13 protein-coding genes are annotated in these 12488 nt (G+C 60.2%); 7 read left to right on the top strand and 6 right to left on the bottom strand.

Features of this window, described 5'->3' with window-relative positions; translation table 11 throughout:
* Positions 1–477: 477 nt before the first annotated feature.
* Positions 478–996 carry an HNH endonuclease gene (locus NW820_RS04905; RefSeq protein WP_414406844.1) on the bottom strand — a complete coding sequence of 173 codons (519 nt, stop codon included), beginning with the start codon at positions 994–996 and terminating at the stop codon, positions 478–480.
* Between the two features lie 167 nt (positions 997–1163).
* Here NW820_RS04905 and NW820_RS04900 point away from each other — a divergent pair, with 167 nt between their 5' ends.
* From NW820_RS04900 to NW820_RS04880, 5 genes are all read left to right on the top strand, one after another.
* Positions 1164–3371, top strand: a complete 2208-nt coding sequence (locus NW820_RS04900; protein WP_414406843.1) for a glycoside hydrolase — start codon at positions 1164–1166, stop codon at positions 3369–3371.
* A 27-nt stretch (positions 3372–3398) separates the two neighbouring features.
* Positions 3399–4349 carry a prolyl aminopeptidase gene (pip, locus tag NW820_RS04895; RefSeq protein ID WP_414329348.1) on the top strand — a complete coding sequence of 317 codons (951 nt, stop codon included), beginning with the start codon at positions 3399–3401 and terminating at the stop codon, positions 4347–4349.
* 240 nt (positions 4350–4589) lie between these two features.
* Positions 4590–5129: a PDZ domain-containing protein gene (locus NW820_RS04890; protein WP_238376905.1), complete on the top strand. Its 540-nt coding sequence runs from the start codon at positions 4590–4592 to the stop codon at positions 5127–5129.
* A 31-nt stretch (positions 5130–5160) separates the two neighbouring features.
* On the top strand, positions 5161–5469 hold the full coding sequence (locus NW820_RS04885) for a hypothetical protein (protein WP_414390318.1): 309 nt from the start codon (positions 5161–5163) through the stop codon (positions 5467–5469).
* 5 nt (positions 5470–5474) lie between these two features.
* On the top strand, positions 5475–7070 hold the full coding sequence (locus NW820_RS04880) for a hydantoinase B/oxoprolinase family protein (protein WP_414406842.1): 1596 nt from the start codon (positions 5475–5477) through the stop codon (positions 7068–7070).
* Here NW820_RS04880 and NW820_RS04875 read toward each other — a convergent pair.
* Positions 7007–7399 carry a thioredoxin family protein gene (locus NW820_RS04875; protein ID WP_414406841.1) on the bottom strand — a complete coding sequence of 131 codons (393 nt, stop codon included), beginning with the start codon at positions 7397–7399 and terminating at the stop codon, positions 7007–7009. The genes NW820_RS04880 and NW820_RS04875 overlap by 64 nt on opposite strands.
* Positions 7400–7433: 34 nt before the next feature.
* Positions 7434–8174, bottom strand: coding sequence for an NnrU family protein (locus NW820_RS04870; protein WP_414406840.1), 741 nt, complete (start codon positions 8172–8174; stop codon positions 7434–7436).
* A 68-nt stretch (positions 8175–8242) separates the two neighbouring features.
* Between NW820_RS04870 and psb27 the strand changes: the two genes are divergently transcribed.
* Together psb27 and NW820_RS04860 are read left to right on the top strand one after the other, a co-directional pair.
* Positions 8243–8644 carry a photosystem II protein Psb27 gene (psb27, locus tag NW820_RS04865; protein ID WP_414406839.1) on the top strand — a complete coding sequence of 134 codons (402 nt, stop codon included), beginning with the start codon at positions 8243–8245 and terminating at the stop codon, positions 8642–8644.
* 229 nt (positions 8645–8873) lie between these two features.
* A complete protein-coding gene (locus tag NW820_RS04860) occupies positions 8874–9338 on the top strand; it encodes a YHS domain-containing (seleno)protein (RefSeq protein WP_414350235.1) in 465 nt (154 codons plus the stop codon).
* A gap of 24 nt (positions 9339–9362) precedes the next feature.
* On the opposite strand, the gene NW820_RS04855 is transcribed toward NW820_RS04860, so the two are convergent.
* The 3 genes from NW820_RS04855 to NW820_RS04845 form a co-directional block, all read right to left on the bottom strand.
* Positions 9363–10178, bottom strand: coding sequence for a sensor histidine kinase (locus NW820_RS04855; protein ID WP_414406838.1), 816 nt, complete (start codon positions 10176–10178; stop codon positions 9363–9365).
* Between the two features lie 87 nt (positions 10179–10265).
* Positions 10266–11153, bottom strand: a complete 888-nt coding sequence (gene prmC, locus NW820_RS04850) for a peptide chain release factor N(5)-glutamine methyltransferase (RefSeq protein ID WP_414406837.1) — start codon at positions 11151–11153, stop codon at positions 10266–10268.
* 12 nt (positions 11154–11165) lie between these two features.
* Positions 11166–12014: a Tic22 family protein gene (locus tag NW820_RS04845; RefSeq protein WP_414406836.1), complete on the bottom strand. Its 849-nt coding sequence runs from the start codon at positions 12012–12014 to the stop codon at positions 11166–11168.
* Positions 12015–12488: the final 474 nt, after the last annotated feature.

The following is a 12488-nucleotide window of genomic DNA, read 5'->3' as shown; positions in this document are numbered from 1 at the left end:
TCTTTGTGGAAGACCTCAAGGCCAAGGGCTGGGCAAGGGGGATGTTGCCCAAGGATTGCGTCGAGGCTGCCTGGGGATAGATTCTCTGCCTTCTGGAGTGGGTTTGCTGGAAGGGTGGGGTGGACTTTGCCAAGGTTGACCCCAAAGGAAGCGGCCAAATCGGTTGCAAGTGCTGGGGGATGGTTAGCAACAGCTGGGCTGTCGGGGGGCCTCAGTGCCCTGAATGCCGGTACCGGGTGCATCGGGACTCAGCCTCAGCCTTGGGAACTGTGCTGGGTGGATTAGAGGTTGTTTTGCGAGCTGGCAGTAGCCAGGGAGGCTGGGGAAGGAGAACCGCCTGTCCAGTTGTTCTGTCGGGGGTTGTAGACCCAGACAAGTGGCGTGGGGCAGGAATGCCCGACCGCGAGGTAAGGACTCCGTCCTGCTGACGGGAAGGGTGGCCCGCGCTCTGTCCATAGGATGAGCGCCGGGAGGATGTCACTCTTGCCGACTTTGGTGTTCGCGCCAGAACTGCTCCGCAAAAGCCACCGTCGGGTGGAGAGGGGCACGGGGTTTGCTGCGCAGGGGCATGTTGGCCTCTTCAGGGGTGCGGTTGCCCTTGCGTTGATTGCAGCGTTCGCAAGCCGTCACCACATTGTCCCAACTGTGGGATCCCCCTTTGGAGAGGGGCACGACATGATCCAAGGTCAGATTGTGGGTGCTGCCACAATACTGGCAGGTGTGGTGATCCCGCCGCAAAACCTCCCGCCGATTCACAGGGGGCACGCGCCAAGCGCGCTCTTTGCCCTTGATGGTCAGGCGAATATGTTCGGGCACCTCGATGACCTGGTTGGGGGAGCGCACCTTCCACACCGGCACATGCATCATCGAGAGCGGCTCTGCTTTGCCTGTTAGCAGCAGCACGATTGCCCGCTTGATATTGACCCGGCTGATGGGCAAATAGTTTTGGGAAAAGACAACGATCGACTGTTCCAGAAGGTGGGTAGCGGCAGTCATGGCTCAGCTCTTCCATTTGCCGCCATTCTCCTGAGGAATCTGCCGAATGGCAAGCTTTTCCCCACCGCCATCGACACCGGCAGAGCTCAGACATTCAAGAGTTTCTTACGATCGCCAGCCAGACAGATGGGCTAGTATCCGGGTGATGGTTGGATCCCGTACCGCCCATGACTTACCCGCTGCACGTCGCCCTGGTTTGGCACCAACACCAACCCCTCTACAAAAGTCCGGTGGCGGGTAAATATCGCATGCCTTGGGTGCGCCTACACGGGATCAAAGATTACCTGGACTTGGTCTTGCTGCTGGAGCGCTATCCCCGCTTGCACCAAACGATTAACCTGGTGCCCTCCCTGATTCTACAGATCGAAGAGTATGTGGCCGGCTCGGCTTTTGATCCTTACCTGGAACTGACCCTATCCCCTGTCGAAAAGCTCGGCCCCGATCAACTGCGCTTTGTGGTCGAGCGCTTCTTCGACAGCCACTACCCCACCATGATCGAGCCCTATCCCCGCTATCGGCAGCTCTACAACCAACGGGAATCTCAGGGGGTGAACTGGTGTCTGCAGTACTGGACTCCGCAGGACTTCAGCGATCTGCTGGCCTGGCACAACCTGTCTTGGTTTGATCCTCTCTTTCAGGAGGATCCTGAGATCGAGGGCTGGATTAAGATGGGATCCGGTTTTACCCTGGCGGATCGGCAGCGGATCTACGCCAAGCAACAACAGATCCTCGGCGCTATCCTGCCCCAGCACGCCAAACTGCAGAGCAACGGCCAACTGGAGCTGACCACCAGCCCCTATACCCACCCCATCTTGCCCCTGTTGGTGAGCGAGCGCTCGGCGCGGGTGGCTCGGCCAGGGTTGCCTTTGCCTCGCTACCCCTTTCACTGGGAGCAGGATGTCCACAGCCAACTGGAGCGGGCTAAGCAGATCTATCGGGAGCGCTTTGGCCGGGATCCGCGGGGCCTGTGGCCTTCCGAGCAATCCGTAAGCCCTGCCATTGTGCCGATTGTGCAAAAACAGGGCTTTGAGTGGATCATCTCCGACGAAGGGGTTTTGGGGTGGAGCCTGGGCCAGCCTTTTCATCGCGATGGGCAGGGCCACATTCTGGAGCCGGAGAAGCTCTACCGCCCCTACCGCCTGGAAACCGAGCGGGGGGATCTGGCCATCGTCTTTCGGGATCACCGCCTTTCGGATTTGATCGGCTTCAGCTACAGCGCCATGCCCGCCGATGCTGCCGCCAAAGATCTCATCGGCCATCTGGAGAGCATCCGCAACCGCCTGCCCCAGGAGCAGCCCTGGCTGGTGACCATCGCTCTGGATGGGGAAAACTGCTGGGAGTACTACCCCCAAGATGGCCGGCCCTTCTTGGAAAACCTCTATACCCGCCTCAGCCAGCACCCGGCGCTGCGCTTGGTGACGGTCTCCGAGTTTCTGGATCAGTTTCCTCCCACTGAGTTTTTGCCGGCAGAGCAGCTGCACAGTGGCTCCTGGATCGAGGCGGACTTCACCACCTGGATTGGGGATCCCGTCAAAAACCGCGCTTGGGAGCTCTTGGCTCAGGCCCGCCAGGTGATTCAGGATCATCCCCGCGCCAATCCCCAAGCCTGGGAAGCCCTCTGGGCCGCCGAGGGATCCGATTGGTTCTGGTGGTTTGGGGCAGGCCACTCCTCCGCCCATGATGCCGTTTTCGACCAGTTGTTTCGGGAGCACCTGCAGGCGCTCTACACTGCTTTGGGAGAGGCGGTGCCGACCGTGCTGCAATTTCCCCTGGAGGATCATGACGGCCTAGGGGATCGCCTGCCGCAGGGGTTTATCCACCCGGCCATCAACGGTCGTCCGGCAGAACGGGAGTGGAGCCAAGCGGGGCGGGTGGAGATTGGAGCGGCCCGAGGCACCATGCACCGCAACAGCGCCGTTCGCCGCCTCTGGTACGGGTTCGATCACTTCAACCTCTACCTGCGGCTGGATTTTAACTCGGTGGTGCAGCGGCCCAGGCAATTGCTGGTGCTGTGGTTCTATCCCAACCGCGTCACCGTCAACAGCCCCATTCCCCTGCAGGGATTGCCGGCAGAAGCCCCTCTCAACTACCACTACCGCCACCTGTTGCGGTTGTCACTGCCGCCTCCCGGCACCGGCCAGCATCCGGCGGAGGTGCAAGCCCAGCTCTTGCAGGCAGGGGAGTACCACACCTGGCACGCCATCGGCCATCAAGTGAAGGCGGTGGTGGATGCCTGTTTGGAGGTGGCCATCCCCTGGAGCAATTTGGGCGCCCAGCCGGGTCAGGAGCTGCAATTTGTCATCCTGGCCGCGGATGGCGAGACCTTTCAGGAAGGGATCCCGCCCAAGGCCACCATTGCCCTGCGCAGACCCTGAGAGTGATGACCAGCAGAGCTTCGAGTTATGTCGCGCGATCTCTATCCCCCCATCGAGCCCTACGATCAAGGCTTTCTGGCGGTTTCCTCCCTCCACACCCTGTACTACGAGCAGTGCGGCAACCCGGCAGGCAAGCCGGTGGTGTTTTTGCACGGGGGGCCTGGAGGCGGGATCGATCCCATCTACCGGCAGTATTTCGATCCCAGCCGCTGGCGGGTGGTGCTGTTCGATCAGCGGGGCTGCGGGAAAAGTCGCCCCTATGCCGAGCTGCGGGAGAACACCACCTGGGATCTGGTGGCGGATATCGAGAAGTTGCGCCAGCATCTGGGCATTGATCGCTGGTTTGTGTTCGGGGGCAGCTGGGGCAGTGCCCTTGCCCTGGCCTATGGGCAAACCCACCCCCAATCCTGCCTAGGGTTTGTCTTGCGGGGCATTTTTCTCTTGCGCCCTTTTGAGCTCCGCTGGTTTTACCAGTCGGGGGCCGGCTACTTTTTCCCCGACGCTTGGGAACATTACCTGGAGCCGATCCCTCCCGAAGAGCGGGATGACCTGCTGGCAGCCTACCACCGCCGCCTAAACGACCCAGATCCCCAGGTACGGCTGAGGGCAGCTCGCGCCTGGTCCGTCTGGGAGGCCAGCACCAGCAAGTTGATCCCCAGCCCAGAGCTCATCGAGCGCTTTGGTCGGGGAGAGTTTGCCGAGGCCTTTGCCCGCATTGAGTGCCATTACTTTGTCCACGGCGGTTTTTTGGATCCGGAGGATCAGCTCCTCAGGGGGGTGGGACGGCTGCGGCATCTGCCGGCGGTGATCGTCCAGGGGCGCTACGACGTGGTGTGCCCGCCCATCTCTGCTTGGGAGCTGCATCAGGCTTGGCCAGAAGCAGAGTTTCGGATGATCCCCGATGCTGGCCATTCCATCACCGAGCCCGGAATCCGCACCGCCCTCCTGGAAGCCACCGATCGCTTTGCCGGTTTGTGAGCCCCGCCGAGCCAACCCAGTGCTGCCAGGGATCCCAAGACCTTGAAGAATTGCTACAGGAAGGCCGGCAAAACCTTGGGATCCAGCCCAGAAGCACGGCCAAGCCTATCGACAGTTGGCGATTTTGGGTTTATCACTGAGGGAGGGGCGGTGCAAGCTGCCCACACCTGGCTGGTGCATCCACCCAAGTGCTTCGCGGATTCAAGCTCATTTCTACTTCACCGTTTCCAGGGTCGAACCATGCAGAAACCAACCCATCTGTTCAAGCTTGCCCTAGCCCTGCCCATCTCCTTCTTGCTGGCAGATGCAGTTGTGGCCTACCCCTGCGACTCGGTTGGGGGTGAAGCTTACAACCACCACGGCTCCACGGTTCAGGTCAGCAGCGACGCCAACAGCTTCGGGGTTCAGTGGTCGCCTGCCTCCTATGCTGTCGGCAACGGCTTCATTGGAGTTGCCATTGAAACGGTGAACGGCGAGCAAGCCCAGAGCGCCATCAGCCGTCGTCTGTTCGGCCCCGCACTTCGAGTTCAGGGGGTGCAGGTGGTCGGCTTGCTCCAGGATGGTCCTGCTCAACGAGCCGGTCTGGCCCAGGGCGATATTTTGATTGGAGTGGATGGGCAGCGGGTCACCTCCGTGCAACATGTGCAGCAGATCATCCAAAATACCCCGGTAGGCCAATCGGTGCCGATTACCTTCCGCCGTGGTGAGCAGGTGCTGTCAACGGTGGTTGTGGTGGGGGATGGCCGGGTGTTGCGCCCCTTGATGCTGCAGCAGCAGTGAGCCTTGTCGGGATCCCTACCCGGAGCTCTCTGTGAATGCCAATTGGAGTTCGGGATGGGCTGTCTGGGCAGTTTGCGGCCTCAACGGCTTGCTGTTTTTGGCCCTGGTTGCTCTCATTCCTGTCATTTTGAAGCTGCGCTCGGCTCTTGGGGTCACAGAGCAGGCCATGGCCGATTGGCGAGAAGCAGCTCAACAGGCCTTGGCTCCCACTCCCGCTGAGTTGCTGCGTCTGCGGGATCGTCTGCGCGAGAATCGCCGTACCCTTGACCGCTGGCAGCGTCGTTTGCAGTTCTGGCAAGGGATCCGCAGGGTGGCCGTTTGGCTGGGGCGTAGGCTTTGAGGGATATGGATAGCAACTATCCTGTCTCCAATCCCATCCGGTTGCAGGTCATGGCCAACGCTCTGGCGGGGATTGCCGAAGAGATGGGAGCCCGCCTCATCCGCGGTTCTTATTCGGCCAACATCAAGGAGCGGCGGGATTGCTCCACAGCTCTGTTTGACTCGCAAGGGGCTTGCATTGCCCAGGCAGCTCACATCCCGGTGCATTTGGGCGCCCTTTCGCAGGCGGTGCGAGCGGTGGTGGCAGCCAACCCGCGACCCGGAGATGTGTTTCTCCTCAACGATCCCTACCAGGGGGGATCCCATCTGCCGGACGTTACGGTGGTCGCGGCCATTCCCGGCTGGAGGGATCCCGACCGGATTTGCGCCTATGCTGTGAACCGTGCTCATCACGCTGATATTGGAGGGATGCGCCCTGGCTCCATGCCCGCCGACTCCACAGAACTTTGGCAAGAGGGGCTGGTGATCCCGCCGGTACGGCTGGCTGGGCTCTCTCTAGAAGGAGAGTTGTACTGGCAGGAGGATCTGCTGCGCCTAATCCTGGCCAATGTGCGCAATGCCGAGCAGCGGCGGGGGGATCTGCAGGCCCAGGTGGGGGCCAGCGCAGTGGGGATGAGCCGGTTTCGGGAGTTGCTGGCCCGCTTTGGAGAAGAGGAAGCTTGGCAGTTGATCGCAGGGGTCATCGAGTACAGCCGCCGGCGGATGCGGGCGCAAATTCAGGCTCTGCCCGATGGGATCTACACGGCTGAGGATTGGTTGGAGGGCTACGGGGATCCGCCCGCGCCCCTTGAGATTCGGGTGCAGGTGGAAGTAGAGGGCGAGAAGCTGCGGGTGGACTTCACCGGCACTGCTCCGGCCATGGCGGGAAACCTGAACGCGCCCCTGGCCGTCACCCGCTCGGCGGTGTTGTTTGCCCTGCGTTGTCTGTTGGATCCCACGGCCCCCAGCAATGTCGGCTTGGAGGATCCCATCGAGATCGTGGCGCCGCCCGGCTGCTTGGTGAATGCCCAGTTTCCGGCAGCAGTGGTGGCGGGCAATGTGGAAACCTCGCAGCGCATTGCCGATGTGGTGTTCAAAGCTCTGGCTCCCGTGGCCGGATTGCGGAGCATCGCTCAGGGGCAGGGCACCATGAACAACTGTGTGCTGGGCAACCGCCACTTCACCTACTACGAAACCCTGGGAGGTGGTCAGGGGGCCAGCCGGCAACGACCGGGTTTGGACGGAGTGCATGTGGGCATGAGCAATACCCTCAACACCCCCATCGAGGCTCTGGAGCTGGAGTATCCCCTGCGGGTACTGCGCTACGAGCTACGCCAGGATTCCGGCGGCCATGGCCAACAGCGGGGCGGCTGGGGACTGATCCGATCCATCCAGACTTTACAAGATTGCACCCTCTCCCTGCTCACCGAGCGGCGCCACTATGCCCCCCAAGGAGAACAGGGAGGCGGGCCAGGCCAAGTGGGGATCAACCTCCTCAACGGGGATCCCTTGCCCGGCAAAATCAGCCGCTCCCTAAAAGCCGGCGACGTAATCACCCTCTACACGCCCGGCGGCGGAGCTTGGGGCTCAAGCGAGGATGAGCAGGCTCCCGAACCCAGGTAGCGCAGGTGGTCAAGAAACAACTGCTCGCAGCGGCGGATCACCTCATCGCGATTGGCGAAGTGCTCCAGCCTTTGCACTTCTTGACCTTTCTCAAACAAAATTAGGGTTGGCAAAGAGCGCACCCGATAGCGGCGCGGCAGCCAAAAATTGTCGTCTACATTCACCCGCAGTACTTTGACCGCACCTCCCCACTCGGCTACGAGACGGTCGGTAATCGGCTGAATGAAGCGACACAGGCCACACCAAGGGGCGCCGAAATCCACCAAAACCAACCCATCACTTGTCAAAAGTTCTTGATTAAAAGCATCTAAAGCAACTTGCAAGGCCATCACTCCCAAACTAAAGAAGTTCTTTGGGATCATGCTACCAGGCAACTCGGCTGGCTGCAGAAACCATTTGTGGATGGAAGGCGTAAAGAATCACTACAAAGCTGAACACCCCCAAATAGGCCCAGCGCAGAAACTCTCGCGGGCGCAGTTGCTGTCGCTTCTGCAGAATGGCCAAGCCGGGGATCACGGAGGTGCGCGCCTTGAGATCGCGGAAGGCCTGCCCGTATTTCCGCTCCAGGCGGTGATCCCCGTGCCAAACCGCAAACAGGTGGTAGGCAATGAGCCCAAGCGAGGTCACCGCCATAAAGCTGGAGCCAATCCACAGGGAATGGGCAACACACCAGATCACCTGGCCCACCATTTGGGGATGACGGGTGATGCGGATGATCCCGGTTTCAAACAGGTGGATCTCCGGCTTGCGAATGGCGGCGATCTCCAGCAAGTTGAAGGTGGCCGGATACAAAAAGAAAAAAGAGAGGGCAGACAAAAGAGCAACGGTGGTGCGAATGCCTGGGACGGCTTGGAGATCCCAGAGAATCACCCCGTCGTAGCGGTGGTTGAAAAAATAGATGAGCAACAGCGGTGCCAAACTGAGGCTCACCAGAGCAAAGAAGATGCGGTACAGACGGGATCCCAGCCGGCTTTCCCCCCAGGGTCGCAAGTAGGCCAGTCCGCTGTGAGCACAGGCAAATCCCAAGATTAGGGCCAGCATTGTCCAATGGGATCCGTACTGGCCCAGCTTCTGCAGAAAGTCGCTGAAGGGCGTGAACAGCATCTTTTGGATGACTCCTCTTCCGGTGTTGCTGTGGCTTATGCTTAAAAATAAGTTACATTAGGTTCCCCATGCTCAAAACTTTTTTTCTGCGTCTTGTCAGCCTGCTCCTGTCTGTAGCCCTTTTGCTGGGATCAGGGAGTTCAGTTGCTCAGGCTGCCCGTCTCACCGGCAAGTATTACGAAGACAGCATGACCTTGATCCAAACCCTGCGCACCGTCCTTTCCGAAGGGGATCCCCTGATGAACCCGGAAGAGGCGCGAGCGGAAGCCATGCAAGCCATCCAGGAGTTTTCTGGGCGCTACCACGGCCATCGCTACGACAAGCTGCAGTCTTTTACCACTTTGCGCACGGTGTTTAACACGCTGGCCTCCCAGTACCGCACTTCCAACCGGCCTCTCAACCCCGAAAAGGTGGAGCGGGTGCTGATGCAACTGGATCGGGCCGAATTGGCCCTGCGCCGAGAAGGTTGAGCTTTTTTTAGATTGGATCTCCCCGATCCAAATCACAGGCAAATCTCCTCGCTGTGGCCAAACTGTTCCCAGTCCCCGGAAGCCAGCATCTCCTCAGATGTCTTTTGTCAGATGTCTTTTGGAACCTGAAGGGGAAGAGTAAGGCTTTCTTGCTCATTTCGATTTTCGATTGAGGACTTGGGAGGTTGTGATGGTCAAAAATCGTTGGGCTTTGATCCCGCTGCTGCTGATGGTTGGGGCTGTTGCTTCTCACCCAGCTTGGCTCCTGTCTCTCCCAGCCCAAGGACAGGTCGTTGGGGCTGTCGAGGAGGGATCCCCGGGCCCCTTTTTTGCAACGGATGGCCTGGCCCTGCGGGGCTATGACCCGGTGGCCTATTTCATCGACGGCAAGCCGGTCAAGGGATCCCCAGAGTATGAATGGGAGTGGGGAGGGGTGACCTGGAGGTTTGCCAGCGCCGAGAATCGGGAGCGGTTTCGCAACGACCCAGAGCGCTTTGCCCCCCAGTACGGCGGGTTTTGTGCCTGGGCCGTGGCCCACAACTACCTTTACCCGGTGGATCCCTTTGCCTGGAAAATCGTCGATGACAAGCTGTACCTGAACGCCAACCAGCGGGTACAGCGTAACTGGGAGCGCGACATCCCCGGCTTGATCAAGAGGGCAGATGCCAACTGGCCAGCTTTGAGAAGCCGATAGGCCCAAGTCCCTCTGGCCTGGGGTTCAATGGGCGAGGCGCAGGGTCACCTTGATGCCAACTCGGTAGGGGCCGCTTTCGCAGAGTTCCAGCTGGCCTCCCATTTCTCTCAGGAGCCGCTCGCTTACCCGCCAGACGGCACAGCCCTCTGTTTGAATGGGCACATGGCATCGCCCCTCAAGGTTCCACCCCAGGCACAGTCGCCCCTCTTCTTCTGCGGTGGGATAGGGGTGCAAAGCCATCGAACCGTAGCGTAGGGTGCGGATGCCCCAGCGACACACTCCCAGCAGCGCCTGCACCAAGCCGTGGGGATCCGCCCAAACGGTGAGGCTGTCGGGGAGAAGGGGCACCTCAAAGGCCGAGGTGGGTTGTAGGGCCGGCCATTCGTAGCGAATGCCCTGATCCTGGGCCTGTAGGCGAGTTAGGCTGTACACATCCTGCAGGAGGGGGCGTAGTCGGGTCGGTTCCGGTCGCAGAGGTTGGATGGGCAGGTCATGGCGAGCCAGGCGGGTGTATTCCTCAAGCAGCTTGATCAGGCGCTCTACCGCCTCTTTGGCACTTTGCAGGTATTCCCGCTCCTCTTCGGGAGAGTCACATAGATCCGACAACACCAACTGCAGGGATCCCATCTGGCTGCTGAGGGGGTTGCGCAGCTCATGGCCGATGCTGACGAGCAACTCTTGTTGAAAGGCTCGCATCACCTCAGAGCGTTCAAAAGCAAACTGCCAATCCACAGCCTCTTGCTTGTCGGCAGAGGCAGCCTGCTGTAAGGGTGGGTCGGGTTTGGCTGTAGGCGAAGGCTCCCTCAAGAAGTGCTCCTGGCGAAGGACAGGGGATCCCATCCGTGCTCAGATCTCTGGGCTCGGAGCTTTAAGTTTTGGACAGTTCCGGCTCCGGCGATACCCCATCTTATGGGATCCTACCCTTTTCTATCCGACGAAGTGGGCGCTGACCACCCGTTCAATCCCGGCCAGATCTCGGTGAACTTGGATCTGCCGATAGCAGCCTCTAGCTTGCAACTGCTCCGCCACCCAAGGGGCTTGGCCTCGCATCACTTCCACCGCCCAAAAGGAGTTCGGGGCCAAGTAATCCGGTGCTGCTTGAATCAACAGCCGCAAGTGGGCTAGGCCGTCTTCTCCCCCATCCAGAGCTTGTCGCGGCTCGTGCAGTCGCACCTCTGGCATGAGCGAGGCCAGCTCGGCAGAGGGAATGTAGGGAGGGTTGGAAACCAGGCCGCGCAGCTGCCCCCGCCAGGGATCCAAAGGTACAAACCAGGATCCCAGCAGCAACTTCACCCGCTCCTGCAGATGGTGGGCTGCCACATTGTCTGCTGCAATAGCCAAGGCCTCTGGGCTAGAATCCACGGCCAGAAGCCGCAACTGGGGGTGCTGATGGGCCAACGCAATGGCAATCGCCCCGCTGCCTGTACCCAGGTCGGCAAAACAGGATCCCGGCGGCAGAGGATTGGCCTGTAGCCAAAGGGAAGCCTGCTCCACCAGCAGCTCGGTCTCCGGGCGTGGGATCAGCACCGCCGGCGTCACCCGCAAGCTCAAGCCCGCCCACTCAACTTTGCCCAACAGGTACTGTAGGGGGATGCGCTCTTCCACCCTTTGCCGCCAAAGGGCCTGCACCTCCTCCAGGGGATCCCCCTCCCCAGCCGGAGCGCGACCCATCAACCGCTCCAATGGCCCCCACCCCAGCCGTTCTTTGAGCAAAATCTCCACTTCCTCGGCAGGGATCCCAGCCGCTTTTGCCGCCCTCAGGGCTTGGGCACGCCACTCTGTTAACCGCTTCACCAGAGCAGACGGGGATCCCATCAGGGGCTTAGGTTAACGCTGAGGCTGGGGACTTGCAGAAGGATTGGCAGGCCGGGCCAGGGATTGGATATACTCCAGCGCCGAGCGAGAGGGGATAAAGGCAATTTTCTGCACATCGGCCTGCGCGTCGGGAGCCAACATGCGCTCCACCACAATGGCCAGCGAGGTCACTTCAATCTGGGTCTTTCCAACTACATCCGGGTTCTGCGCTGCCGCTCGATCCAAGGCCCTCCGCAAATCGTTGCGGTCGAAGAAGAAGGGCACCACCTCATGGCCATCCTGCTCGATGGTCAGCAGCCCCTCTCCGGAGCGGCCATAGAACAGAGGCACACCAATCGCTTCTGCAGGCACATCTTGACCGGTTTCCTTCAGCACCTGCTTGGCTGCTTCCACATCAGAAGCCCGAGGCACCACCTCAAAATACAGGTCACTATTCTTGGCGCGCTCCTCTTCCGATTTTTCGTAGGCATACCCCAGCGAGAGAGGCACCACCCGGGCTTGACTGGCTATCTCGGGGTTGCTGGCTTTCACCTGCTCCAACATTTGTTGGGCCTGGGCCTGATCCAGCCAGAAGGAAACCACTTGGATGGTGCGGCCATCTCGCTCCACATTGGCGACAACGGGGGTGCCGTTCTGAGACACAATGGCAAAAACAGGCACCAGATTTAGCCGCTCCGCCACCTCTTGCCGGCTCATGGGGCCTGCGGCTGCCTGAGCCAGTAGGGCATTCTCCTGAGCCCAAACAGGAGTCACAGCCAAACCCCCCCAAGCTGTTCCGATCAGGATCCCGGCTACGCCGCCCACCTGAGCTGCACAGCGGCAGAGGGAGCGCACAGGCGATACTACATTACAACGCGTCATTCTCATCTCAACTCCCGGCATCGCGCCTTGTTCTGGTTGCTATGGGGTCAGCTTCCTAAGTACTAACCAACAGCCTGGGGCAAATCAAAAGCTGCCTAGATTAAACCCGCTCAACAGGGCTTAGGCTAGCGATGCGGCACACTCTCAGCCTTAGGATCCCGGTTGGCCATCGCTGACAACACCCCGGCACACCTATCTTGAAGAGCGCTCTTGGGCCACCCTAGAAGCCAAGGTTAGAACATCTGCTCGACCTCTGTCGAGGGGCAAAGCCCCTGTTTTGGGTGGGGATCCCGCATCACCCAATACTATATACGGAGTCGCATACAACTGATCCACGCTAGATGCAGATCCCTCCGAGGGTTGTGTACCCAGCTCTCCCATAAAACGCTGCCTATTCCAGCCTTGTTCGGCGGTGTCCTGATGTAGCCGCGCAAACGTGGCAGCTGCTGTTAACTTTTGTTAAGGTAGGGGTGC

Origin of the sequence: Synechococcus sp. R55.7 (genome assembly GCF_047461955.1) — a bacterium.
Classification (GTDB): Bacteria; Cyanobacteriota; Cyanobacteriia; order Thermostichales; family Thermostichaceae; genus Thermostichus.
This window is presented reverse-complemented; position numbering and strand designations above follow the sequence as displayed.